This window comes from Mesorhizobium sp. WSM4842, assembly GCF_055901575.1.
In genome coordinates, this window is the sequence record NZ_CM148372.1 from 3,216,835 (window position 1) to 3,239,367 (window position 22,533).

21 protein-coding genes are annotated in these 22,533 nt (G+C 60.6%); 8 read left to right on the top strand and 13 right to left on the bottom strand.

What is annotated here, in order from left to right; all coding sequences use genetic code 11:
- Positions 1-5: 5 nt before the first annotated feature.
- Positions 6-938: a dimethylarginine dimethylaminohydrolase family protein gene (locus tag AC0NIE_RS15495; protein ID WP_473487511.1), complete on the top strand. Its 933-nt coding sequence runs from the start codon at positions 6-8 to the stop codon at positions 936-938.
- Between the two features lie 74 nt (positions 939-1,012).
- Here the strand turns inward: AC0NIE_RS15495 and AC0NIE_RS15500 are convergent, their stop codons facing one another.
- The gene (locus AC0NIE_RS15500; protein WP_473487512.1) at positions 1,013-2,020 is read right to left on the bottom strand and encodes an ornithine cyclodeaminase family protein; all 1,008 of its coding nucleotides are present in this window, start codon (positions 2,018-2,020) and stop codon (positions 1,013-1,015) included.
- 159 nt (positions 2,021-2,179) lie between these two features.
- Between AC0NIE_RS15500 and AC0NIE_RS15505 the strand changes: the two genes are divergently transcribed.
- Positions 2,180-2,641 carry an Lrp/AsnC family transcriptional regulator gene (locus tag AC0NIE_RS15505; RefSeq protein WP_095496501.1) on the top strand — a complete coding sequence of 154 codons (462 nt, stop codon included), beginning with the start codon at positions 2,180-2,182 and terminating at the stop codon, positions 2,639-2,641.
- A 106-nt stretch (positions 2,642-2,747) separates the two neighbouring features.
- On the opposite strand, the gene AC0NIE_RS15510 is transcribed toward AC0NIE_RS15505, so the two are convergent.
- Both AC0NIE_RS15510 and AC0NIE_RS15515 read right to left on the bottom strand, forming a co-directional pair.
- Positions 2,748-3,131: a YybH family protein gene (locus AC0NIE_RS15510; RefSeq protein ID WP_473487513.1), complete on the bottom strand. Its 384-nt coding sequence runs from the start codon at positions 3,129-3,131 to the stop codon at positions 2,748-2,750.
- A gap of 160 nt (positions 3,132-3,291) precedes the next feature.
- On the bottom strand, positions 3,292-4,041 hold the full coding sequence (locus AC0NIE_RS15515) for an SDR family NAD(P)-dependent oxidoreductase (RefSeq protein WP_473487514.1): 750 nt from the start codon (positions 4,039-4,041) through the stop codon (positions 3,292-3,294).
- A gap of 97 nt (positions 4,042-4,138) precedes the next feature.
- Here AC0NIE_RS15515 and AC0NIE_RS15520 point away from each other — a divergent pair, with 97 nt between their 5' ends.
- Positions 4,139-5,032, top strand: coding sequence for a LysR family transcriptional regulator (locus AC0NIE_RS15520; RefSeq protein ID WP_473487515.1), 894 nt, complete (start codon positions 4,139-4,141; stop codon positions 5,030-5,032).
- Positions 5,033-5,075: 43 nt separating this feature from the next.
- Here the strand turns inward: AC0NIE_RS15520 and AC0NIE_RS15525 are convergent, their stop codons facing one another.
- Positions 5,076-5,498, bottom strand: coding sequence for a VOC family protein (locus AC0NIE_RS15525; protein WP_473487516.1), 423 nt, complete (start codon positions 5,496-5,498; stop codon positions 5,076-5,078).
- A 212-nt stretch (positions 5,499-5,710) separates the two neighbouring features.
- On the opposite strand from AC0NIE_RS15525, the gene AC0NIE_RS15530 reads away from it, so the two are divergent.
- From AC0NIE_RS15530 to galE, 3 genes are all read left to right on the top strand, one after another.
- Positions 5,711-6,913 carry an MFS transporter gene (locus tag AC0NIE_RS15530; RefSeq protein WP_473487517.1) on the top strand — a complete coding sequence of 401 codons (1,203 nt, stop codon included), beginning with the start codon at positions 5,711-5,713 and terminating at the stop codon, positions 6,911-6,913.
- Positions 6,914-7,287: 374 nt separating this feature from the next.
- Positions 7,288-8,262: a UDP-glucuronic acid decarboxylase family protein gene (locus AC0NIE_RS15535; RefSeq protein ID WP_473487518.1), complete on the top strand. Its 975-nt coding sequence runs from the start codon at positions 7,288-7,290 to the stop codon at positions 8,260-8,262.
- Entirely contained in the window at positions 8,259-9,233 is a 975-nt protein-coding gene (galE, locus tag AC0NIE_RS15540; RefSeq protein WP_473487519.1) for a UDP-glucose 4-epimerase GalE, read from the top strand. Before AC0NIE_RS15535 ends, galE begins: the two co-directional genes overlap by 4 nt.
- A 228-nt stretch (positions 9,234-9,461) precedes the next feature.
- Here galE and AC0NIE_RS15545 read toward each other — a convergent pair whose 3' ends face one another.
- The 5 genes from AC0NIE_RS15545 to AC0NIE_RS15565 all read right to left on the bottom strand — a co-directional run bounded on the left by AC0NIE_RS15545 (position 9,462) and on the right by AC0NIE_RS15565 (position 15,423).
- On the bottom strand, positions 9,462-10,697 hold the full coding sequence (locus tag AC0NIE_RS15545; RefSeq protein WP_473487520.1) for an ABC transporter ATP-binding protein: 1,236 nt from the start codon (positions 10,695-10,697) through the stop codon (positions 9,462-9,464).
- 5 nt (positions 10,698-10,702) lie between these two features.
- The gene (locus tag AC0NIE_RS15550; RefSeq protein WP_473487521.1) at positions 10,703-12,331 is read right to left on the bottom strand and encodes a glycosyltransferase family 2 protein; all 1,629 of its coding nucleotides are present in this window, start codon (positions 12,329-12,331) and stop codon (positions 10,703-10,705) included.
- A gap of 236 nt (positions 12,332-12,567) precedes the next feature.
- Positions 12,568-13,518, bottom strand: coding sequence for a glycosyltransferase family 2 protein (locus AC0NIE_RS15555; protein ID WP_473487522.1), 951 nt, complete (start codon positions 13,516-13,518; stop codon positions 12,568-12,570).
- Between the two features lie 88 nt (positions 13,519-13,606).
- Positions 13,607-14,452, bottom strand: a complete 846-nt coding sequence (locus AC0NIE_RS15560) for an ABC transporter permease (protein WP_473487523.1) — start codon at positions 14,450-14,452, stop codon at positions 13,607-13,609.
- Positions 14,452-15,423 carry a polysaccharide deacetylase family protein gene (locus tag AC0NIE_RS15565; protein WP_473487524.1) on the bottom strand — a complete coding sequence of 324 codons (972 nt, stop codon included), beginning with the start codon at positions 15,421-15,423 and terminating at the stop codon, positions 14,452-14,454. Before AC0NIE_RS15565 ends, AC0NIE_RS15560 begins: the two co-directional genes overlap by 1 nt.
- A 279-nt stretch (positions 15,424-15,702) precedes the next feature.
- On the opposite strand from AC0NIE_RS15565, the gene AC0NIE_RS15570 reads away from it, so the two are divergent.
- A complete protein-coding gene (locus AC0NIE_RS15570; protein ID WP_473487525.1) occupies positions 15,703-16,929 on the top strand; it encodes a glycosyltransferase family 2 protein in 1,227 nt (408 codons plus the stop codon).
- A 79-nt stretch (positions 16,930-17,008) separates the two neighbouring features.
- On the opposite strand, the gene AC0NIE_RS15575 is transcribed toward AC0NIE_RS15570, so the two are convergent.
- The 4 genes from AC0NIE_RS15575 to AC0NIE_RS15590 form a co-directional block, all read right to left on the bottom strand.
- Positions 17,009-18,001: a glycosyltransferase family 2 protein gene (locus AC0NIE_RS15575; RefSeq protein ID WP_473487526.1), complete on the bottom strand. Its 993-nt coding sequence runs from the start codon at positions 17,999-18,001 to the stop codon at positions 17,009-17,011.
- A gap of 445 nt (positions 18,002-18,446) precedes the next feature.
- A complete protein-coding gene (gene ftsH / locus AC0NIE_RS15580) occupies positions 18,447-20,366 on the bottom strand; it encodes an ATP-dependent zinc metalloprotease FtsH (RefSeq protein WP_473487527.1) in 1,920 nt (639 codons plus the stop codon).
- 339 nt (positions 20,367-20,705) lie between these two features.
- On the bottom strand, positions 20,706-21,185 hold the full coding sequence (locus AC0NIE_RS15585) for a GFA family protein (protein ID WP_473487528.1): 480 nt from the start codon (positions 21,183-21,185) through the stop codon (positions 20,706-20,708).
- The gene (locus tag AC0NIE_RS15590; RefSeq protein WP_473487529.1) at positions 21,112-22,155 is read right to left on the bottom strand and encodes an NAD(P)-dependent oxidoreductase; all 1,044 of its coding nucleotides are present in this window, start codon (positions 22,153-22,155) and stop codon (positions 21,112-21,114) included. The genes AC0NIE_RS15585 and AC0NIE_RS15590 overlap by 74 nt, the downstream gene beginning before the upstream one ends.
- Positions 22,156-22,170: 15 nt before the next feature.
- On the opposite strand from AC0NIE_RS15590, the gene AC0NIE_RS15595 reads away from it, so the two are divergent.
- Complete coding sequence (locus AC0NIE_RS15595) at positions 22,171-22,509, top strand: winged helix-turn-helix transcriptional regulator (RefSeq protein ID WP_258123107.1); 339 nt, start codon at positions 22,171-22,173, stop codon at positions 22,507-22,509.
- The last annotated feature ends 24 nt before the right edge of the window (positions 22,510-22,533 follow it).

Consider the following 22,533-nt stretch of genomic DNA (forward strand, 5'->3'; position numbering starts at 1 on the left):
ACCCCATGACCGTCCATGATCGCATCGTCACCGAGCCGTTTTCACTACAGCGCCGCAATCCGGCCGGCGGCACCAAGCCGCTGACCGCCTGGGGCTTCGCCAACGAGACCGACGTCCTCACCGACGTGCTGCTCGGCTCGCCGAATTTCCTGCGCCACCTCTCGACCAGCTCGCTGTCGCGCAAGCATCTGCGCGAGGCGCCGTGCAACATCCAGATCGCGCAGGCGCAGCACAAGGACCTGGTCGCCGCCTACGAGCATTTCGGCGTCAACATCCACTGGCACGAGCCGACGCCGGAATTGCCGATGCAGGTCTACTCCCGCGATTCCAGCGTCATGACGCCGTATGGCGCCATCATCACCGCCATGGCCCAGTGGTGGCGGCGCGGCGAGAACTATGCGGCGATCCGCACCTATGAGAAGCTCGGCATTCCGATCTACGACATGGTCACCGCAGGTACCTTCGAGGGCGGCGACTTCAACGTCATCGAGGACGGCGTGGTGCTGATCGGCTGCGGCGGCGCCCGCACGCAGGAGGAGGGCGCGAGCCAGGTCCAGGCCTGGTTCGACAAGGAGGGCTGGGAAACCCGCATCGCCTTCATCGACGAATATTACGTCCATATCGATCTGATGGTGGTGCCGATCGCCGAAAAACTCACCGCCGTCTGTCTCGCCTGCACGGAGCCGGGCATCGTCGACTGGCTGAAGGGCAAGGGCCACGAGATCATCGACGTGCCGTTCCAGGACACGATGGCGCTCGGCTGCAACTTCATGTCGCTGGGCAAGGACAGGGTGATCGCGCCGACATCCAGCCAGACGCTGATCGGCCAGCTCAAGGCGCGCGGCTTCGAGGTCGCGGCCGTCGACATGAGCGAGATCTCGAAGACCGGCGGCGGCATCCACTGCATGGCGCAGGCGCTGAAGCGCGAGCCGGCCTGAGGGGGCGACCCGACCGCTTCCGCGAAAGCGCCAATTGTCAGCAACGTCGATCCCGCCTGGCTCGCGGCACGCGGCTACAGCACGATGAGCTTTCCCTTGCGCAGACGCCTGGCGCAACGATAGGCGAGATCGGCGGCGACCATGTCTTCCATCGCAATGCCCATCGCCTTGTAGGTGGTGATCTGTCGATCCGAAACGCGACCCGGCGCGCGATCGAGCAGCATGGCGCCAAGCTCGGTGCCGAAATCAGGGTCGATGCCGGCAAGCTCGCAAGAACCGACCGGGGTCGGTTTGAATGCATCCTTGGTCTCGACAAAAAGACTGGATTTGCCGATGAGCTCGATCGGCATTTCACTGCCGGGCGGCGCCACCCCGACCGACGAGACATGCGTGCCCGGCCGAACCCAGTCTGCCTTGATCACCGGCTCGTAGGAATGCGTCGCCAGGCACACCACATCGGAGCTGCGCACCGCCGCCTCGAGGTCGGCGACCGCCACCACCGACGGATGCAGCCGGGCAAGCGCTGCCGCATCGTCGAAGCTCTTCGAGGTGACGCGGATTTCGGCAAAGTCGCGCACCAGCGGCAACAGATGCAGGTGCTGGTTGGCCTGCACGCCGGCGCCGACCACCGTCGCTATCCTGGCATCCCGGCGCGCAAGCGCGCGCACCGACAGCACGGCAGAGCCGGAGGTTCGCACCGCGGTTATGAAGGTGCCGTCCATGATGCAGACCGGTAGGCCGGACAGCGGATCGAACAGGCTGATGGTGGCGAGGTGGCTGGGCAGGCCGATTGCCAGGTTGCCTTCGAAGACGTTGACGATCTTGACGGTCAGGTTCATGCCCTCCATCCAGGCCGGCATGGCGAGGCTGTAGCCGGCCCCGGGGATGTCGAGTTGTGGTCGGGGTGGATTGACGACCTTGCCTTGTGACAGCGCCTTGAAGCCGTCTTCCAGAACATCGAGAAGCTGGCTGAGGTCGATGCACGTCATCACGTCGGCTTCGCTCAGCACCAGGATCTCGGTCACTCCCTTGCTGATTTCCGCCGCACTCTTGCCGGCTGGGCTGAACGCTTCCTTGGTCATCCTGCACCCCTGTGTTCGTCGAAATCGGCTCACCACATTTGCTTTGAGCGGGTGAGGGAAGCGCAGGCTATTGCGAAGTTTCATGTGATGAAATACGTTGATTTTGACCACTCTGCGTGAAATCGGCACACAAATCCCTGAAATGGCGTGGATTGTGAAATGGGCGACCTCGACCAGATAGACCGCAGCCTGCTCCGGCTGCTGCAGGAGGACGGGCGCCGGACGACGCTTGATCTTGCCGGGCGTGTCGGGCTGTCGCCGACCGGAACCAGCCAGCGGGTGAAGCGCCTGTTCCGCGACGGGTTCATCACCGCGGTCCGGGCCATGCTCGATCCGCGCAAGGTCGGCCGGGGAACGCTGGTGTTCATCGAGGTCCGGCTTGATCACACGGCGCCGCACGTCTTTGACCGCTTCGCCGAAGCCGTGGCGAAAGCTCCGGAGGTTCTGGAGTGCCACATGGTGGTTGGCGGTTTCGATTATCTGGTCAAGGCGCGGATCGCCGATATGGCGGTGTTCCAGGATTTCCTGCAGCGGGTCATCCTGCCACTGCCCGGCGTGCGCGAAACGCACACTTTCGCCTCCATCGCCGATGTCAAGCCGAACGCTCTCTTGCCGGTGTGATCAGGTGGACGAGGGGAACGCTGCTCAGGGCGATCTGTATCGCATCTTTGCCATCTTATCGCTCCCCCTGGCGTGCCTTCCGGTGCAGAGATGCCGGAGACCGGCTCTAGCTTTGCTGGGTCAGCAGGTTTGCATCGCGCGCCAGCCGCCACGCACCATCAGCCTCCTTGCGCAGGAGCGTCAGCGTATATCCCGATCGACGCACCGGCTTCCCGTTCGGCGGCGTCGCGGTCATATCGATACGACCGCGCATGAAGGCCCAGTCGCCGAGAAGCTGTAGTTCAACGATCTCGTTCGTGCCGTCGACATGAACGCCGGCCATCTCCTCCGCGGCCGCCGCGAAGATCTCCTTGTCGAAGGGCTCCCGGCCGGGAACCATGAAGATCGCGTCGTCCGTCATCAAGCTGAGGACGGTCGCGGTGTCTCCACGCTTGCTCGCATCCATCCACGTCTCGACCAGCTTTCGGATTGCTCTTTCGTCGTCCGTCATCCGTTATCTCCCCGGCTTCTCGCTGTCATCGATACCGCACGGCGCTCCTCCCTCGACGCAACATAGGTCTTAAATCGCTCCCGTCATCGATTGCAGTGTTTTATCGACGTTGCGCTGCGTTGGGCATGGTCCGTGAAACGGCGGTCCGCGCCCTCTATCCCTACCGCCAACCGCCCGAGGCGGTGATGCGCTCGCCGGTCAGCCACGATGCCTCGTCGGAGGCGAGGAACACTGCGATGCGGGCGATGTCGTCGGGCTGTCCGAAGCGGCCGAGCGGGGTCATGGCGATGACCTGCTTCTCGAACTCGCTGCCGACGATGCCTATCCGCTTCAGGCCTTCGGTGTCGACGCCGCCCGGGGCGATGGCGTTGACGCGGATGTTGCGGGCGCCGAGCTCCCGCGACATGGACAGCGTGATCGAATCCACCGCGCCCTTGGTGGCGGCGTAGACCAGCGAGTTCGGCTGCGGGTTGAGGCTGGCGACCGAGCTGATGTTGATCACGCTGCCGCCTCTGGTGCCGAAATGGTTCACCGCTTCCCGGATGGCCAGGATGGTGCCCAGTACATTGGTGTCGAACTCGCGGTGGAACTCGGCCTCGGTCACGGCTTCCAGCGGTTCGAACGCGAACACGCCGGCATTGTTGACCAGTATGTCCACCGCGCCGAACGACGATTTGGCCGCCTCGAACAGGCGGTGCACGTCAGCCGCTTGCGACACATCACCGTGGACGGCGACGGCTCGGCCGCCTGCGTCCTTGATCGCGGCAACGACGCGGTCGGCGCCTTCCCGCGACGAGGCATAGTTGACGACGACGGCGGCACCGGCCGCTGCAAGGCCCTTGGCGATGCCGGCGCCGATACCCTTGGAGGCGCCGGTGACGATGGCGACCTTGCCGTTCAGGTTGCTCATCAAATTTCTCCTTTGCTGATGATGGGCGGTATTTAATAGTGATCGGATAGCGTATTAGGATCGCCTCGATCGGTTCTTTCGTGCCTGGAATTCTTGAATGACCACCATCCTCGAAAAGACCGCCGGTCTCGTCGCCTTCGTGCGCACGGTCGATGCGGGCTCGTTCCATGCCGCCAGCCGGCTGGTCGGCTCCAGCCCCTCGGCGGTGTCGAAGAGCGTGGCGCGGCTCGAGCGCCGGCTGGGCGTCAGGCTGATCCAGCGCTCGACGCGCCGGCTGGGCCTGACCAGCGAAGGCCTCGCCTATTACGAGCGGATCGCGCCTTTGCTCAGAGCGCTCGATGATGCCGAGGACATCGTCCAGATGGCCGATACGGCGCGCGGCCTGCTGCGCGTCACGGCATCCGTCGAACTCGGGCGCGGCCTGATCGCCTCTTGGGCACAAGCGTTCCTGGCTCAGCACAGCGAGGTGAAACTGGAACTCAACGTTACCGACCGCCACGCCGACCTGATCCGCGAAGGATATGACGTCGCGGTGCGCATGGGGGCGCTATCGGACACCGGGCTCATCGCGCGCAAGATCGCCAATCTGCCGATCGTGCTGGTGGCGTCGCCGGCCTATGTCGAACGGCGCGGACGGCCGGCCACGATCGAGGCGTTGCAAGGCCACGATTTCGTTCGCTACCAGATGGCCGGCCGGCCTTATCCGGTCACCTTCGCCGACGGCACGACAATCGTGCCGAACGGGCGGCTCGATACCGATGACGGCGGCGCCATCCGGCAAGCGGCGCTTGCCGGAGCCGGCATCGCGCATCTGATGCAGTTTGCCGTACAGGACGATCTCGACACCGGCCGGCTGGTCCGCATCCTGCCCAAGGTCGCTATGCCGACCATGCCGGTGCACATCGTCCATGCGTACGGGCGCCAGCTACCGGTCCGCGCGCGGCTGTTCGTCGACTTCCTGGCGAACCAGATGGCGGCGCTGACACGATAGGATAGGTCGGGACAGCGTCCGTCGTCGATCCGTCACCCGGTCATCAGAACGCAATCTTCACCGAGGCGACGCTGCGGTTGGCCGGCCCGTGAAAGACGGCCTCGATGTTGTTGCCGTCGGGATCGAGCAGGAAGGCGGCATAGTAACCGGGATGGTAATGCTGCCGCTCGCCCGGTGCGCCATTGTCCGTGCCGCCGGCGTCGAACCCGGCCTTGTAAAAGGCGTCGACCATCGCGCGGTCCCTTGCCTGGAAGGCAAGGTGGTGGCGCCCCGTCAGTTGTCCGCTGGCCGCCCGGCTGTCGATGCTGGAGACGAACAGCTCGTCGGCCCAGAAATAATCCTCGGCGCTGCCGCCGATGGGAACATCGAGCACGTTGAAAACCGCCTCGTAGAAGCGGCGGCTGGCCTTGAGATCCCTGACCACCAGCTGGACGTGGTCGATGAGACGGCCGCGATGAAGTTCCATGCCTGTTAGCTCCTGATCGCCAGGTTGGAAATCTAGCTCAGGGCGGTGCACGGTCAATGCAATGGAGCAATCGAGTGGCGCGATTTCCTGACTGGATAAAAAATGCAACCGGATTGTAGGATTCGAAATGTCGCCATCGTCCTTCGGACGCAAGCGGTGTGACGAAGCTCGAAAGAAGTCGCGCCGTGTCCAAACGATCTCGGGAGAAAAATATGCGCATTTCCTATCGTTGGGTCATCGTCGCGGCTGGCGCCCTGATGACCTGTGTCGCCCTCGGGGCGATGTTCTCGCTCGCGATCTTCCTCGAACCGATGGCGCTCGACACAGATTGGTCGCGCGCCGGCATATCGAGCGCGATGACGCTGAACTTCCTGGTAATGGGCCTCGGCGGCTTCGCCTGGGGCGCCATTTACGACCGCTACGGCTCTCGCATCGTGGTGATGACAGGTGCGGTGCTGCTCGGGCTGGCGTTGGTACTGGCCAGCCGCACCGGCTCGCTGTTTGTCTTCCAGATCACCTATGGCGTGCTCGTCGGCCTCGCGGCAAGCGCCTTCTTTGCGCCGATGATCGCGCTGACCACGGCCTGGTTCGACAAGAACCGCAGCCTTGCCGTTTCGCTGGTATCGGCCGGCATGGGCGTGGCACCCATGACGATCTCGCCCTTCGCGCGCTGGCTGATCTCGGCCTATGACTGGCGCACCGCCATGTTCGTCATCGGCGTCGCGGCGTGGGCGCTGCTGGTGCCGGCCGCATTGCTGGTGCGTCAGCCGCCCAAGCCTGCCGCTGACGGCGCCGCCTCCGCTCTTGCCGCCGACGATACCGGCATGTCGGTTCCGCAGGCGCTGCGCTCGCCGCAATTCATCGTGCTGGCACTGACCTTCTTTGCCTGCTGTGCGGCGCATTCCGGGCCAATCTTCCACATGGTGAGCTATGCGATGCTGTGCGGCATAGCGCCGATGGCGGCGGTCAGCATCTACAGCATCGAGGGCCTGGCGGGGCTGGGCGGCAGGCTTTTATACGGCGTGCTTGCCGACCGGCTCGGGGTCAAGCCGGTGCTGATTACCGGTCTGGCGATACAGTCCGTGGTCATCGCTGCTTATCTCGCCGTCAGTGAGCTTGGTCAATTCTACACGCTGGCCGTCATCTTCGGCGCCACCTATGGCGGCGTGATGCCGCTCTATGCGGTGCTGGCGCGCGAATATTTCGGCCAGCGCATCCTCGGCACGGTGTTTGGTGCTGTGACCATGTTGTCCAGCATCGGCATGGCCTTCGGCCCGCTCGCCGGCGGCATGGTGTTCGATGCCTATGCCAGCTATTCCTGGCTGTTCATCGGCTCGGCCCTGGTCGGGCTCGGCGCGGTGGCGGTGGCGATCGCCTTCCCGCGGCTGCCGCGCAGGGAGTTGCAACCGGCGTAGCACGGCGGAGAGAGGATGCAGGGGGTCGAAAGTGGACATCGCCTATGTCAGCTTTTGACCCCCAATCGCGAGGCGTTCATCGGCGGTGATAGGAGCCGGGTCAAGACTGTGCAGGATCTCCCTTAATTAGCAATCGATCATGCTGCGGCGCAGCGCGTTCACGTCCAAATGCCGATTGCCGGCAAGCCGACGTTCGGACGAAAACCGTCAAAACGGGCGAATGAACGGTTTTTTCGCGTATTTTTGCGCACACCTCACGCGACCATTTCAAGTGCGTTAACATTTTGTGTTTGCTGCGCAGCATTTTTTTCCTATCCTCGCCTCAGGGCTTTGCGCATTCGATTGCGTGAAGAACTGGCGTGAGGATCCCTAAAATGCAGCAGGCAAAGCGAGTCTTGGTGACGGGGGGCGCAGGTTTTCTGGGATCGTTCTTATGCGAGCGGTTGCTTGCTGAAGGCCACGAGGTTGTATGCGTCGACAATTTCTTCACAGGAAGTCGGAGAAACGTCTCGCATTTGCTCGACAACAGATCCTTTGAGATCATTCGCCACGACGTGACATTTCCGCTCTACATAGAAGTTGATGAAATATACAACCTTGCTTGCCCGGCAAGCCCGGTTCACTATCAGTTCGATCCGGTCCAGACGACAAAGACCAACGTCCATGGGGCGATCAATATGCTGGGGCTCGCCAAGCGGGTTCGCGCAAAGATCCTTCAGGCGTCCACGTCTGAAGTCTACGGCGATCCCGAGATTCACCCGCAGACCGAGGACTATTGGGGCAGGGTAAATCCGATAGGTCCCCGTTCCTGTTACGACGAAGGCAAGCGGTGTGCCGAAACCCTGTTTTTCGACTATTGGCGGCAGCACAGTCTGCGAATCAAGGTAGCGCGCATCTTCAACACTTACGGTCCGAGGATGCGTCCGGACGACGGCCGCGTCATTTCCAACTTCATCATGCAGGCATTGCGAAACAAGCCGATAACTGTGTACGGCACCGGCCAGCAGACACGCTCATTTTGCTACGTCAATGATCTCATCGATGGTCTGGTTCGCCTGATGCACACGGCCGACGATGTTACCGGTCCAATCAATCTCGGCAACCCGGTCGAATTCACGATGCTCGAACTTGCCAATCTCGTGATCGAACTTACCGGAAGCCGATCCAAGATCAGGTTTTTACCTTTGCCCGTCGATGACCCAAGGCAGCGACAGCCTGATATCGGGTGTGCCTTGCGCGATCTCAACTGGAAGCCAAGAATTGCATTGCGCGATGGCCTCGCCACGACCATTGCCTATTTCGAAGACTTGGTCTCATCGGGATATGCTCGGTCCGCTGCAGCCGAATGAAAACAGTCTTGGTCACTGGCGGGGCGGGCTATATCGGCTCACACTGTTGCAAGGCATTCGCCGAATCCGGTTGGTCGGTCATTGCGTATGACAACCTCTCGCGCGGCTGGCGCGACGCGGTCAAATGGGGAGCGCTTGTCGAGGGCGATATTTGCGATGTCGCAGCGGTGGCAGCAGCGCTGCACCAGTATCGGCCGGATTTGGTGGCGCATTTCGCCGCTTACGCCTATGTCGGCGAGTCCGTCGAGCGCCCGGAACTCTACTACCGAAATAACAGTTTTGGGACGCTGGTCTTGCTCGAGGAAATGCTGAAGATCGGCGTCGACAAGCTGATCTTGTCGAGCACCTGCGCGTCTTACGGCGTTCCGATTCGTTCTCCGATTGACGAAACGCATCCGCAGTCGCCCATCAATCCCTATGGATGGTCGAAATTCATCGTAGAACGCATGGTGGACAATCTTTCGGATGCCCATGGCCTCAACGCGGTTGTGCTCCGGTATTTCAACGCGGCCGGATGTGATCCGGACGGCGAGGTCGGTGAGCGGCATGAACCGGAAACGCATGTCATTCCGCTCGCTATCGAGGCGGCGGTTAGATCGGGCCGGATTTTTACCATTAATGGCACCGACTTCGACACAAGGGACGGAACCGCGGTGCGGGACTATGTCCACGTCACCGATCTCGCCCGTGCGCATGTTCTGGCAGGGGAGAAGCTTCTGCGCGATCCGGGAGTCCACGTCTACAATCTCGGCACCGGAACCGGAACGACGGTGAACGAGTTGGTCGATGCGGTGAGCCGGGTTTCGGGAACGCGCCTTCCTGTGGCCTACGGTCCGCGCAGGGCAGGTGACCCGCCTGCGCTTGTAGCCGCGGCCGGCAAGGCGACCCGGGAACTCGGCTGGATGCCTGAGCAATCCGGAATCGACCGGATCGTCGAAACGGCGCTGGCCTGGTATCGCCGCCGGTTGTGACGATCTTTTTTGCGGAAGACACCTACCGCAAGCAATCGAGAGCGGCGACTGCGGCGAGCGAGAAATTTTCCCCTATCCGTTTTCGCGATGCCTGACCGAGGCGTTCCCGCAACCCCGGATTGTCCTTCAGTCTTTGCAGGGCGCGCGCGATTCCAGCGTTGCGGTCGCGCGGTCGACGGATTGAACTACATCGAAGATTTATTCGCCACGACGTCTCTCCACGCGCCTTCAATCCACCTTAAGCAACTGGGCAGAATGCGACAGTCGCACAATCCCGTGCTCTTTCAGATATGGCCAATAGGAGTCATTGACCGTTGCTGCAACAACGTCGAACGTTAGCAAGTTCTCGCTTGCGAGGTCCGGGTCATCCTCTCCCCACGCATAGAGAGCCGCTCCAGCGCTATAGGTGCCAGGCAACAATCCCAACGATCGCACGCTGAATACGACCTTGGCCTGCCCAACGATGTCAAATTGACCAACGCCTTCCGCGAGGCTTTCGAGCACAGAGATCAAGTTGCCTTCCTGATCAAAAATCTGGATATGAACCACGCTTCGGTGAAACGATTTCCTCGCGCCCAGCTTCAGCACAAAATCGTAATCGCCGCCAAACTTGAGCTGGCTGCAGCGCTCGCGCGTACCCGGATGCACAATAGCCACTTGCATCCAGAGGTCATCATCGCCAACGCGCTCGGATCCGTTGCTGCTCGGGGCGGTGTTCGACAGGTACGCATCGATGATCGATGATGCCTCGCCAAAATCCTTCAGAAGGCCGCGGTCCAGATAAATCGCTTTTGTGCAATGCTGCCGAACCATGGCCATGTTGTGGCTCACGAACAGCACGGTCCGACCTTCACCCGCGACGTTCTTCATCGTGCCGAGACATTTCCTTTGAAATTCAGCATCGCCGACAGCAAGCACCTCGTCGACGACGAGAATCTCCGGCTCCAGATGAGCAGCGATCGCGAAGGCAAGCCGAACATACATGCCGGACGAATAACGCTTGACCGGCGTTTCGAGAAAGCTGCCGATATCGGCAAATTTGATGATCCGGTCTAGCTTACGCGTGATCTCGGCCTTACTCATGCCGAGGATCGCACCGTTGAGGTAGATGTTCTCGATCCCGTCGAGATCCGGATGGAATCCGGCCCCCACCTCCAGCAAGCTTCCGATCCGGCCTCGCATCACTGCCTCGCCCTCATCCGGAGCCGTGATCGAGGTCAAAACCTTGAGCAGCGTTGTCTTTCCCGAGCCGTTGCGTCCGATGATACCGCACACGGTGCCAGTCGGAACGGAAAAAGTGATGTTCTTGATGGCGAAGAATTCGTTGAGGGAAGCTTCAGCTTCCCGCGAGCGCAAACGCGCGACCAGTTGTTCGACCTCCTCACGCAATGAGCGCACGCCGATCGCGCCGCGCCGGTAGCGCTTGGAAAGTCCTCGGACCTCAACGGCTGGCAATTCTGTCATCGATCTCAAGCCGTAACATTTGCGGTTCGACTGCCGGGTTGATCCGCGGTCAGCCCGTCCTTCACGACGCGCGCCGTGACAACGATAGGATATGCGGTATCCCGGACGTCGAGCTTCTGGTCAGAAACTTCTTCCTTGGCGAGTCCCTGGAGAAAACAAACTGCCGCAAAGACGTTGCCGTGGGTTTCGAGCGCCATATTCGCCGTGCTGAAGGATTTCGCAAGCAACTTCGCCAACGCCGCCTGCGTCAATGACCAGAACCACGTGCTGCCCCACTCGCCGCGATCGACCGGGGTGATGCCAGGAACAGTTAGCAGCAGCACGCCCCCGGGCTTGAGTGCTTGGGCCAGTGCAGCGACCGCAGCCGACATGTCGAAGATCAGATGAAGTGTCTGCGTGAGGATGATGCAGTCGAAGGCGTTTGACGGCAGCACTCCGGGCTGCGACAGGTCGCCTATGATGGTCGCGTTTGGATCATCGGGATCAACATGCAGCACGTCGCTCTTGACGACATGAGCACCGCCAAAATGCATCGTGTAGCTGTTGTCGCCGATTTCCAGCACACGGCCATGTATGTCGGCCGCATTCAATTGTAGGAAATTCTCGATATAATACCGATCTATTGGCTTGCCGCGATCATATCCAAATGAGTGGCTCATCGGCATCGTGCGTGCGAAATCCCCAAACCGCACCGAACCGACGCGCGGAGCCCGCCAATCGGCGCCGGAAGCTCCGAGCAGCCGTCGCACATGCCTGCCGACCTTGCGCTTTATCCTAAATGCCGCCGTTTGCAGCGTGATCGGCGGCGACATCTGCAAAGCCTGCCGCAGCATGCGAATCGCTTTGGCGGGTTCGGCGCGGATCGCGCGCAAGGCCTCTGTAGTCAACTCTCCGGTATAGTAGGTCTTCCAGAACCGCCTACCATCGCGGACTGCAAGACGCACATCGTCGTCAACCGGGCCTGCCAACTGCTTGTCAAGCACCGACAATGCTGCAGCGAGCATCATCGATCGATTCTTCGACATGTTGTCGCCGTGCATGCGATACTCGGCGACGACATCGTCGTGCGTTACGATCGAACCGCGCCGGGCGATTCGCAAGAATAGCTCATAGTCTTCGCAGGACCGCATTGAAACGTCGAACCCGCCCATGGCCGCGAGCCTCTCCCGCCGATAAACCACGGTCGCGTGCATCGCAATGAAGTTTCCCGTCCGCAGTAACTGAAGATAAGGATCTTCAATAAGCGCGACGTGATGCTTGTCTGACTCGATCGCACCGCTTCCATTGATGAAGCGATGAGCTCCGTAAGCGAGAACCGCATCTGGATGCGCAACCAGCATTCGCACGCCCGTCTCAATGGCATTCGGAAGGAGACGATCATCCGCGTCCAGAAAGGTGATGTAATCGGATCTGGAAGCCGCCAGTCCGGTGTTTCGGGCGGCCGCGAGCCCGCAATTGTCCTGCCTGATCAGGCGCACGCCTGGATGACGCTCGACAACCGATGCTGGATTGTCGGTGGATCCGTCGTCGACGACAATAATTTCATCCATCGGCCGGCTTTGACGAAGACAGCTCTGAATGGCTTCCTCAAGAAAGCGAGTATGGTTGTAAGTTGTTATGACGACTGCGATCATGAAACAGCCAAATTCTCCTTAGCTTCGCAGAGAGGCAACGGCTGGTGTTCGTTGCCAGAAATCGAACGCGACCTTAGGCATAACAAACAGAATTTTGGCACAGAAAGGACACTCGTCAGTTTTAGCACGTCGCCCCCAGCGAGGCGATGCGACTTGTCATTCACGTAAAACGGTATTGTTGATATCAGACATCTCAGGCTCGGTCGCGATCCAATCCGCGCCACCGGTCCCGCCCACTACTTCCGTGCTCTCGTCAGCACCCTGAACACCTTCGACAGGATGCGGTGTGGCGTCAGCCGCCGAGCGAACCGGCGTCCGGCTTCGATGGCGAGGTCAAACCTATCGCGAAGTGTCAGGGGCCGACGCTGGGCCGGATAGCGCGCAAATGCGAAGCGGAGCGCTCGCTGCAACTCCGGCGTCATCAATCCCGAGGTCGACGCATGCATCTCAACCCATTCGAGGAAACCAATGCGAGCAGCATGCGGGCGCAGTCGATCGTAGATGCCGGAAGCAGTCGCCTTGGCCGATGTTGAATCGAGGTGCTGCCTGTATCGGCCGGTGGGCGTGGATGTCACGAATACCGGATAGCGCAACAGCAGCTTCACTAGAAGGGTCTGGTCTTCGTAGAGCTCGAACGCCTCATCGAAGCCGCCCACCGCTACCAAAGCTTCGTGGTGAACCATGATCGAGCAGATGCACGGCACATGAGCCCGCTGGCGCACGATGACCTGGTCGAGCAGGTCGGGCGGCATGTGCAGACGGCCCGATTGGTGTGGCATCGAGTCGGTCCAGTTCCTGTGCGGCTCATCGGGGAACCACCACAGGGTCGGTCCGTAAAGGACCTTAGCGCGAGGATGCGCATCAAAGATTGCAAGTTCCGTCTCAAATTTTTCCGGCTCAAATATATCGTCGCCATCCAGGAACGTGAAGAACATGCCCGACGCGGCCGCAATTCCGGCATTGCGCGCCGCGGCGGCGCCGCGACGCTGGCCGTTCGATCGAATGAAACGGATTCGCGGATCGCCGGTTGCTGCAGCCACCGCAATTGCAACGCTCCCGTCGAATGATCCGTCGTCAATGAGAAGCATTTCCCAGTCGGTGAAGGTTTGCGCGCGCACGCTTTCGATCGCAGCCGGAAGAAACCGCTCGACATTGAGGAAAGGCGTGATGACGGAGATCAATGGCATCGGCGTCGTGCCCATTGTGCAGAATGCGCGGCGGCCGACGAAAGGCGACCTTCACTCTCTACGGGGCCGCAAGGGTTGTCATTTCTCTTCACAGCATGTCCATGGCCGTTCGTTCGACGCGTTGAAATATCACGACGCCGATGAACAGCACGACCGAGGTCATGACAAGCGCTGCAGCGATTTGTGGCGCACCGACTGCCGAAGTGCCGAAGAAGCACCAGCGCCCTTCATCAATTATGACAGCGAGCGGATTCAGAAATCCGGTCAGCGTCCGGTACTGCTCGGGAATAGCCGAAAAAGGAAAGATGATCGGCGTCACGAACAGCCAGATCTGAATCAAGAACGGAGTCATATGAGCTGTATCGCGGTACTTCGCGGTTGACGCTCCTAGACAAAGCCCAACAGCCAACGAGAATGCCGCGATCTGGATGATCACCAGCGGAAAGAACGCGAGGCGCCACGACAACCCGTCCACTTTTCCTGTCAGCTGGTACCAGAGCAAGAAAGCCAATGCGACGCCAAGCTGGATCGCCAGGGCCACACTGTTCGACAGCAGCGACGACACGGGAACGACGAGTCGCGGGAAGTAGATCTTGCTGAAAAGATGACCGTTCGCAATGAAGACCTGGCTCGCGGTGGAGACGACTTGGGAAAAATACGACCACAGCACCAGCGCTGTCAGATAAAAGATTGGCGCGGGATGGCCACCGGTTGAAATGCCCGCGATACCGCTGATGACGGTGGTCAAGGCTGCGGTAAGCGCCAGGGGCTGCAGGATCAGCCAAGCCGGACCAAGCAAGGTCTGCTTGTAGCGGACTTTGATGTCGCGCATCGCGAACAGGAGCAGCAGATCGCGATAGCGCCACAGGTGCCAGAAATCGAGGTCAAACCAGCCGCGTCGAGGCGTGATAATAGTAGTCTGCTGTGCGTTCATCAGAGCAGATGATCCTCGATTTTTCGCAAGAATTCGTCCCCTGACCAGTTGCCGACATACAATCGAGGTAAACGCAGCACGTCTGCCTCGGGCGCAACGCACCCGGCGCGCGTCGTGCATGCGAACTCAAATCCCGCTTCCCTGACGGCAGTTACCGACAGAGCGTCATGGTCTCCGAATGGATATGCAAAAGAGAGGGCGCGTTTTCCGGTCATTTGCTCACAGGCCGAACGGCCGTCGACGATCTCGCGAAGCTGGGTCGCGAAGGAATGGGCCGGAAGCGTGGGATGACTGACAGTATGACCGCCGATCGTGATCAGGTCGTCACTGATGTCACCAACCTCCGCGGGAGTCATAATACAGTGCTCTGGCCTGGCGTCGAGACCAACGCCCGCCCATTTCGCAATGTCTTCGACGTGTGCGTTCTGTCGCTCATACGGCAGCGTTCGGAGCGCCGACCACACCTCCCGGTAGACTTTGTCACGGCCGGCCTTTTCCACCATCTTCGGGATAAGCCATTGATGCCTGCCTCCCTCGATCGTGATGTCGAGTTGGTCAGGCAGTTCAGCGGTCTCAAGACAGATGCGCGTGAGCGCATCCCACCAGAATTCTCTGCCGCTTCCGATTGCTCCCGTCGCAACAAACAGCGTCATCGGGCAGTCGTGACGCTGCAGGATCGGGCGAGCGTTGCTGTAGACGTCGTGATAGCCGTCGTCAAACGTGACAACCGCAAGCGGTTTGCCTGGCTTTCCCCGTGCGATGACATCAAACAGCTCATGCAAATGCACCACCTGCCGGCTCCGCGTCAGCGCTTCGATTTGTTCGTCGAACCTCGCCGGATGGACAGCTAGGCTCCACGGATCGACGGCGATATCTGCAACGCGATGGTACATCAGTATGATGGGAGCACGGCGCAGGCGTCGACGCCGCACCAGCCGACCAAGCTGCAGGAGAACGCGCGGAATCACCATCGGTCTCCCGCCGCAAGAACCGTAAAAACCACGCTCATGTCCGATCGTGGATGCCATCCCGATCGGCAGAAACGCGATACATGTGAGTGTTCAAGCATATAGCTGATGGCAATATGACCACGGGGCCACGGGCACGGATGTGAGCGAAATGAAAGGAAGCATGAAGGCATCCACGAGTTTCGGCGGATTGAAACCAGCATATTAGCACATGTCGCCGCCGTAAGTGCGAATACCGGGCGAATTCTCAGACATTGAAGTAGCCATAGGGAGAGGCGCGGCTTGATACTATCCCGCTCGAGCATGCTAGTATTTAGGCCGGTGGCGCCCCGTCTTTCTTTCATCCTTCATCAAAAGCAGGCTTTTTTCGATATGCAACCCGCAGTTTCCGTCATCATTCCTGCCTACAATGCGGAAAAGACCATCCGACACACCCTTCAGTCGGCCGCCTCGCAAACTTTCAAACAGCTAGAGATCATAGTGGTCGATGACGGGTCGACCGACCGGACCGCTGAGATCGTCGAGGCATTTGCAACCAGTGATCCGCGTATTTCTCTTCTGAGACAGCAGAACCAAGGGGTTGCTGTCGCCAGAAACCTGGCAATTCATGCGGCGAAGGGTGAATTTATAGCGCCACTTGATGCGGATGATGTGTGGCACCCGACAAAGCTGGAAAAGCAGCACAGCCTCTTTCAGTCGCGGCCGTCTCTCGGCCTTGTCTACGCATGGTATCGGGTCATCGATGATGATGATTGGGTGATCGAATGCTCCCCGCCAACTCTCGCCCGCGGGGACGTCCACAACTGGCTGCTGGTTGAGAATTTTATCGGCAATGCAAGTTCACCACTAATCAGGCGGTCAGTTCTTACGGCAACCGGGGGATACGACCCGTCGCTCAGAGCCGCAGGCGCCCAAGGAGCCGAAGACTTGCAGATGCAGCTCAACATTGCCGCGATCTGCGATTATGATGTCGTTCCCGAGTATCTGATTGGTTACCGGCGATCACTATCTTCTATGTCGACCAGGTATGTCGTCATGCTGACATCGCACCGGATCGTCCTTGAAACAGTCCGCACGCGACATCCCAAGCTAGCGTCTTTCTTGTTTCGTTGGTCCGATGGCGTGGCTTCAGCGTATTATGGCAGCGAAGCCGCCCGCACGTCGCCAGGCGCGGCCATCGCTCCGCTTGTCCACGCAACACGGATCGATCCGGCCGCGCTGTTTCATGTCTTCGCAAAGCCGTCCGCACAAGACCTGTGGCGGCGGCTGTGTCGCCTTGTGCCAAGAATACTTGCCGTTAAACAGCGCATGGTTCCGACCTCACCGCATTCCATCTGTACCTCCGAGCGTTTTTTCGACGCCGATCCGACTTTCATCTGCCAGCCATTTCCTCCGGAGTGGCTTCGAAGGCGAGTCCAGGTGGCCCTCAAGACGCCGACGCCGCGCCAGCTTCGCGAGTCAGGTCCGAGGAGTATTGATCCGTCCGCTCTCGTCGAAGACGGCGCTTAAGGTCTCAGATCACGAGGTGCACCCAGACCCCCGTGGCGGAAGAGCCGCTGCAAGCGCGCGAACAGGAATACGCTCACATTCACCAGATAGTCTCTTCATAAAGGCGCCGAAACTCGGCGTTTTTGTTTCGCATCCGTTTCACTCCAACCTTCATCCAGCGAGGAACCAGCCTGGCCCGGCAGTACATGTCGATCATGTTGGGCAGGCGGGAAATTGCCGTGCGCGGTTCCAGGACGAAGTATCTCCTCAGCAGGTCGCCGGCTGCGAACAGCCGCCCGCCGACCAAGGCTCTGATGGCAAGCCAATGAATCATGTCGACGAGATGCGCATCGAGATCGCTGCCGAACTGCGGATATTTTTCGCGATACTCGGCAAGGACGATTTCACATGAACGAAGCATCTGCATGACATCGCTCGACATGTTGACGTTCGTCATCCGATAGCCCACCAGGTGCTGAGGCACGACACGGAATTCGTAACTTTCCGCTATCCTGAGGCACATGAGAAGGTCCTCGCAGCCTTGTGCATTCCTGGCCCTCAGGGAAGGATCGAATTGTCCCGCCTGCTCGAATGCGGAGCGACGCATCAGCATCGAACTTCCGTTGCCGACAAAATTCATTCTGCACATCCGTTGCAGAACGCGGCCATCGGCATCGGGTCGGTATAGTGAGAATACCCGGCCGTCCTCGTCGATTTGGGCAAACCAGCAATATGCCAGGCCCGCAGAAGAGCCGCCTTCCTGCAGGGCGCGCAGTTGCAGTGCGATCTTGGATGGGGCCCAGAGATCATCCGCGTCGACAAACGCCAGAAACTCTGCATCGGTAGAGGCCGCACCGCTGTTGCGGGCCTGCGCAACACCGGCGTTCGACTGCCTCATTAGGCGTATACGCCGGTCTCTCTCAGCACAGGAGGCCACAATCGAGGCGGACTGGTCCGTCGACCCGTCGTCCACCACGATAATATCCAGCGCCTGATGGTCCTGCTGGCAGATGCTGGTCAAGGTGGCGCGAATGGTTCGCTCGGCATTGAACATCGGCACCACGACGCCGACCCTGGCATTGTCCTGGATCATACGAGCCTTCGTTTTGTCTGCAGGAGTTGGTAAACGGATGGCGCCAGCATTGCAATCAGCACCGCTCTTCAATGATAGGGGCGAATTCGAGGCAAATGAGGTCGGTCATTCAGCCTGGCCTACCGTAGCTGGCGGATTCGGACCGCGACGAAAGCAACGCCAAATCTGAAAAACAGACACAACGATCGGTCGCGTAACGCTGCCTCATTAGCCTTTACTGAACAAGCCGGTCAACCGGCGCCGCGCGACGCGGATTGCGGCCGCCCGCAACGCCGGCTTGGCGCGTGCGCGGGGCCGTGCCGGTCTTCGTTGTTGATGATTGCCAGGCCCTGGGCGACTATCTCAGTGATTGGCAGCGACACTATGCCACTGGGAACGGGTCACCTGGGGAGGCCGCGTCGAGATTGGCGATGCCAGCGATCTGCCGTCGGGACGAGGAAGGGCATCACTCGGCGGGGCGCGAGACGTTTGTAGCCGCAGCCTTGCCTCGTCGTACCGGTCGCTTCCCCGATTGCGGATCGGATGCCTCCGTTGTCGCACGATCCGGTGCCGAGACGTTTCCGACGAGCGACGCGAGTTCAGCCTCGCTGAGCGTCTCGATTTCGAGCAGCTTGCGCGCCGTCTTTTCCAGCAGATCCCGTCGCTCAGTGAGCAGGCCGACGGTTCGCGCGAAAGCTGTGTCGACGATGCTGCGAACTTCCGCGTCGATGGCTTCGGCGGTGGCCGCGCCGTAATCGTGCTCGCGCGGACCGCCGGCGAGTGGGTTGGGGCTCAGGAAGGAGCGCTGGTCCTTTTCCAGCGCCACATGGCCGAGCCTTTCCGACATGCCATAACGCGTAACCATGGCGCGGGCGATATCGGTCACTTTGGCCAGGTCATCGGCGGCCCCCGTCGACAGATGCCCGAACACGATCTGCTCGGCCGCTCTGCCGCCGAGCAGCACCGCCACCTTGTTCTCCAGTTCCTCGCGAGTCATGAGGAATCGGTCCTCGGTCGGCCGCTGGATCGTGTAGCCCAACGCGCCGACGCCGCGTGGGATGATCGATACCTTGTGCACCGGGTCGACGCCGGGCAGCGCCATGGCTACCAGAGCATGGCCCATTTCGTGATAGGCGACGACCTCACGTTCCCTGGGGTTCAACAGCCGGTTGCGCTTCTCGAGCCCCGCCACGATGCGCTCCACCGCATTGTTGAAATCGTCCATCGTGACGACATCTGCCTTCCGGCGCGTGGCAAGCAGGGTCGCCTCGTTGACCAGATTGGCGAGATCGGCGCCGGTAAAGCCCGGCGTCAGCGCGGCAACTTTCTCGGCCTCGACATCCGCTGCCAGCTTCGCCTTCTTCATGTGGACCTGGAGTATCTGGACGCGGCCTTGCTTGTCCGGCCGATCAACCAGCACCTGCCGATCGAAACGGCCGGCGCGAAGAAGTGCCGGGTCGAGGATTTCCGGGCGGTTCGTCGCGGCGAGCAGCACGACGCCGATCTTCGGATCGAAACCGTCGAGCTCGACCAGGAGCTGATTGAGTGTCTGCTCCTTCTCGTCGTGGCCGCCCATCATCGGGCCCGCACCCCTGGCGCGGCCCAGCGCGTCGAGCTCGTCGATGAAAATAATTGCCGGGGCTCTGGCGCATGCCTGCTCGAACAGGTCGCGCACACGGGCGGCGCCGACGCCCACGAACATCTCGACGAATTCAGAGCCTGAGATCGAGAAGAACGGAACTTTTGCCTCGCCTGCAACGGCCTTCGCGAGCAGGGTCTTGCCGGTGCCTGGCGGTCCGACCAGCAGTACGCCCTTGGGCATGCGCCCTCCAAGACGGCCATATTCCTGCGGGCTCTTCAGAAAATCCACGATCTCCTGAAGCTCGGCCTTGGCCTCATCGACGCCCGCCACGTCATCGAACCTCACGCCGGTATTGGCCTCGACGTAGACCCTGGCCTTGCTCCTGCCGATTTGCATCAACCCGCTCATGCCGCCGCCCATGCGTCTCATCAGCAGCATCCACAAGCCGAAGAAGACGAGGATCGGGACGACCCAGGAGAGCAGGTCGCTCAGGAATGTGCTTTCGATCTGGCCAGTGACAGTGACGCCGTGTTCCTGCAGCTGCCGCGCGAGATTCGGCTCGACCCGCGTTGTAATGAATAGAGGCTTCCCGTCCTGCGGCTGCTTGAAGCGGCCCTGGATGAAGCGATCGGAAACCTGCACGTCGGCGATCTTGCCGTCGCGCAGCAGGGTCTCAAACTGGCTGTAGGGAATCTGAGCGACGTGCTGCGTGGCAGTGTAGACATATTGGAAGATCATCAGCCCGACGAAGGCGACGATCCAGTACCAGATATTAAACTGCGTCTTCCTGTTGCCCATGTCCATGGCGTCTCCTCCAGCGTCACATCGATGCAGGTTGCCGAACTGCCACGGCACACGGTGCCGTGGCCAGCCGGCGAAGCCGGGATGGCTCCCTCGCTCCAGCAATTGGATTTGCCAATGGAGCCGCGACAATCGGCTTCGGAGCGTGCCTTGGGAGAACGTCGGGGAGCGCAAAGTGTTGCAAGGAGTGCTGCGAGGGAGCCTTGGGATTCGCAGTCGCCCGCGACAGCTATCCGCCCAATCGGGACCTTCTTGAACGGAAATCGATTGCCGAAGGAGACGTTGCCGGACTCACAATGCCGAGCCTGCTGCAAGCCAGGCATCGCGCTTGGTGATCCGCCCTCAAGAGGCGGCTGCTTCTGGCAGGCCCTCCAAGCAAAGCCATCTATGCTTTCTGTGAGGCCAATGGAGCATTATCGGGGGTGGGAATTCCGGGTCCTCCAGGCAGCCGACCGATACCGACAGCGCATCCTTCAGCCCTTCTGCCCGCATGAAGACGACCGACCCGCATGTGGTGCAGAATGTCTGCTCCAGCCATTGTCCCGACGAGCCGGTTCTGCGCCAGGACCTGGTCTCGCCTTTCTGGCCGACGAGGGCGGAACCGGCGTAGATGGCCCGGTATGAGAACGCCGTTCCGGTGCAGCGCTGGCACTCCATGCAACTGCACGCATAGACGCGTCGCGGCTCTCCGGCGAGGACAAGTTCCACGCCCCGGCATGAGCAGGTCGCGGTTCGTTTCGTCTTGCCGCTATGCATTCGCTGGCTCCCGGCTCTGGCGCGACGAGCCATTTCGAAACAGCGGCGCGAGAGACGCAAAATCATCTTCCATGCGCCCGAGCGAACGCGCCTGGCGAAAAATCATGTCCATGGCGCGCGGCATCGCCGCGTCGAGGCCTCGCTCCTCGCATGCTTCAAGCAGGTGCTGGAAGGCGCTGTAGTGGGCGCCCAATGACGCCAGCGTCGCGTCGTCGCCGGCAAAACGGCGTGCATTCGTTCTATCCACCAGGTCGAACAGAGCGGCATCGACAACAGGCTTGAATCCGGAAAGATGGTTCCTGAACGTCGCTAGGTCGAGACCTTCGGCCTCGGCGACAGCCATGCCCTGGAGTGCTCCGAAGAGCCCGCCCCACATCTGCGTGAGCAGAGCGGTATCAAGCGCAGAGGCTTGACCCGGCAGTTCCCCGACATGGCTCGTGCCGCCGCCGAGTGCGAACAGCAGGGGCTTGTGCTTCTCATAAACGTCGCGGGAACCCGAATAAAGCAGTGCGGTCTCGGGTTTGCCGATAAAATCCGGAGTGGCCATGATCGCCCCGTCGAGATAGCCGGCACCATGTGCCTCCACCCAGCGCGCTTCTTCCCGTGCCAGACGCGGTGAGCCGGAGGTGAGTTGTACGACGGCTTTGCTGGCCAATGCCGAAGCGATGCCCTCCCGCTTCAGCAAAGCGTCGCTGGCGGCATAGTCGAGAACATTGATGATCACGACGTCGGCCGCTCGGATTCCATCCTCCACCGAGGGGGCGACCTTCGCACCAAGGGCCGCCAATGAGTCGCACTTTGCCACGGTTCGATTCCAGACCCATGTTGGATAGCCGCGGTCGAGCAGCGTTCGAGCAATGGACGAGCCCATTCGGCCCGCGCCGAGCACGCAGACATTCGATGCCATAGTAACTTCTCCGATAGACTGATGGCCCTCGCGACGAGGGTCCGTTTTGTGTTTGGCGCGCTCGATCCGAAGATATAAATTCTTGCTGCGTTGAGAAGTACGCACCTTGAGGTAAGCTATCGCCATCATGACAGGAGCTGCCAAATGAGGCGCAAGGAACCAGACAGCTGCGGTTTTGCTGCCGCGCTGCAGGCCATCGGCGGAAAGTGGAAAACCTCGCTGCTATGGGAACTGCACCTGCGGCCATACCGCTTTGCCGAACTGCGCCGCTTGTTGCCTGGCGTCAGCGAAAAGGTGCTCACGCAACAATTGCGGCAGATGGAAGCCGACGGGCTGATCAGCCGGCGCGCCTATGACGAGGTGCCGCCTCGCGTGGAATACTCGATCACGCCGCTCGGCTTTAGCCTGAACGATGCGGTGACAGTCATGTCGGCGTGGGGCAAGCACCACGAGACATGGAAATCGCACCGTAAAGCGGCCTGACGCGGGCAGGCCTATGGGGGCTTT

Excerpts from the sequence above, each read along its gene's own strand:
- AC0NIE_RS15495 (WP_473487511.1), top strand. The coding sequence starts at position 6 with ATGACCGTCCATGATCGCATCGTCACCGAGCCGTTTTCACTACAGCGC.
- AC0NIE_RS15500 (WP_473487512.1), bottom strand. The coding sequence starts at position 2,020 with ATGACCAAGGAAGCGTTCAGCCCAGCCGGCAAGAGTGCGGCGGAAATC.
- AC0NIE_RS15505 (WP_095496501.1), top strand. The coding sequence starts at position 2,180 with ATGGGCGACCTCGACCAGATAGACCGCAGCCTGCTCCGGCTGCTGCAG.
- AC0NIE_RS15510 (WP_473487513.1), bottom strand. The coding sequence starts at position 3,131 with ATGACGGACGACGAAAGAGCAATCCGAAAGCTGGTCGAGACGTGGATG.
- AC0NIE_RS15515 (WP_473487514.1), bottom strand. The coding sequence starts at position 4,041 with ATGAGCAACCTGAACGGCAAGGTCGCCATCGTCACCGGCGCCTCCAAG.
- AC0NIE_RS15520 (WP_473487515.1), top strand. The coding sequence starts at position 4,139 with ATGACCACCATCCTCGAAAAGACCGCCGGTCTCGTCGCCTTCGTGCGC.
- AC0NIE_RS15525 (WP_473487516.1), bottom strand. The coding sequence starts at position 5,498 with ATGGAACTTCATCGCGGCCGTCTCATCGACCACGTCCAGCTGGTGGTC.
- AC0NIE_RS15530 (WP_473487517.1), top strand. The coding sequence starts at position 5,711 with ATGCGCATTTCCTATCGTTGGGTCATCGTCGCGGCTGGCGCCCTGATG.
- AC0NIE_RS15535 (WP_473487518.1), top strand. The coding sequence starts at position 7,288 with ATGCAGCAGGCAAAGCGAGTCTTGGTGACGGGGGGCGCAGGTTTTCTG.
- galE (WP_473487519.1), top strand. The coding sequence starts at position 8,259 with ATGAAAACAGTCTTGGTCACTGGCGGGGCGGGCTATATCGGCTCACAC.
- AC0NIE_RS15545 (WP_473487520.1), bottom strand. The coding sequence starts at position 10,697 with ATGACAGAATTGCCAGCCGTTGAGGTCCGAGGACTTTCCAAGCGCTAC.
- AC0NIE_RS15550 (WP_473487521.1), bottom strand. The coding sequence starts at position 12,331 with ATGATCGCAGTCGTCATAACAACTTACAACCATACTCGCTTTCTTGAG.
- AC0NIE_RS15555 (WP_473487522.1), bottom strand. The coding sequence starts at position 13,518 with ATGCCATTGATCTCCGTCATCACGCCTTTCCTCAATGTCGAGCGGTTT.
- AC0NIE_RS15560 (WP_473487523.1), bottom strand. The coding sequence starts at position 14,452 with ATGAACGCACAGCAGACTACTATTATCACGCCTCGACGCGGCTGGTTT.
- AC0NIE_RS15565 (WP_473487524.1), bottom strand. The coding sequence starts at position 15,423 with ATGGTGATTCCGCGCGTTCTCCTGCAGCTTGGTCGGCTGGTGCGGCGT.
- AC0NIE_RS15575 (WP_473487526.1), bottom strand. The coding sequence starts at position 18,001 with ATGATCCAGGACAATGCCAGGGTCGGCGTCGTGGTGCCGATGTTCAAT.
- ftsH (WP_473487527.1), bottom strand. The coding sequence starts at position 20,366 with ATGGACATGGGCAACAGGAAGACGCAGTTTAATATCTGGTACTGGATC.
- AC0NIE_RS15585 (WP_473487528.1), bottom strand. The coding sequence starts at position 21,185 with ATGATTTTGCGTCTCTCGCGCCGCTGTTTCGAAATGGCTCGTCGCGCC.
- AC0NIE_RS15590 (WP_473487529.1), bottom strand. The coding sequence starts at position 22,155 with ATGATGGCGATAGCTTACCTCAAGGTGCGTACTTCTCAACGCAGCAAG.
- AC0NIE_RS15595 (WP_258123107.1), top strand. The coding sequence starts at position 22,171 with ATGAGGCGCAAGGAACCAGACAGCTGCGGTTTTGCTGCCGCGCTGCAG.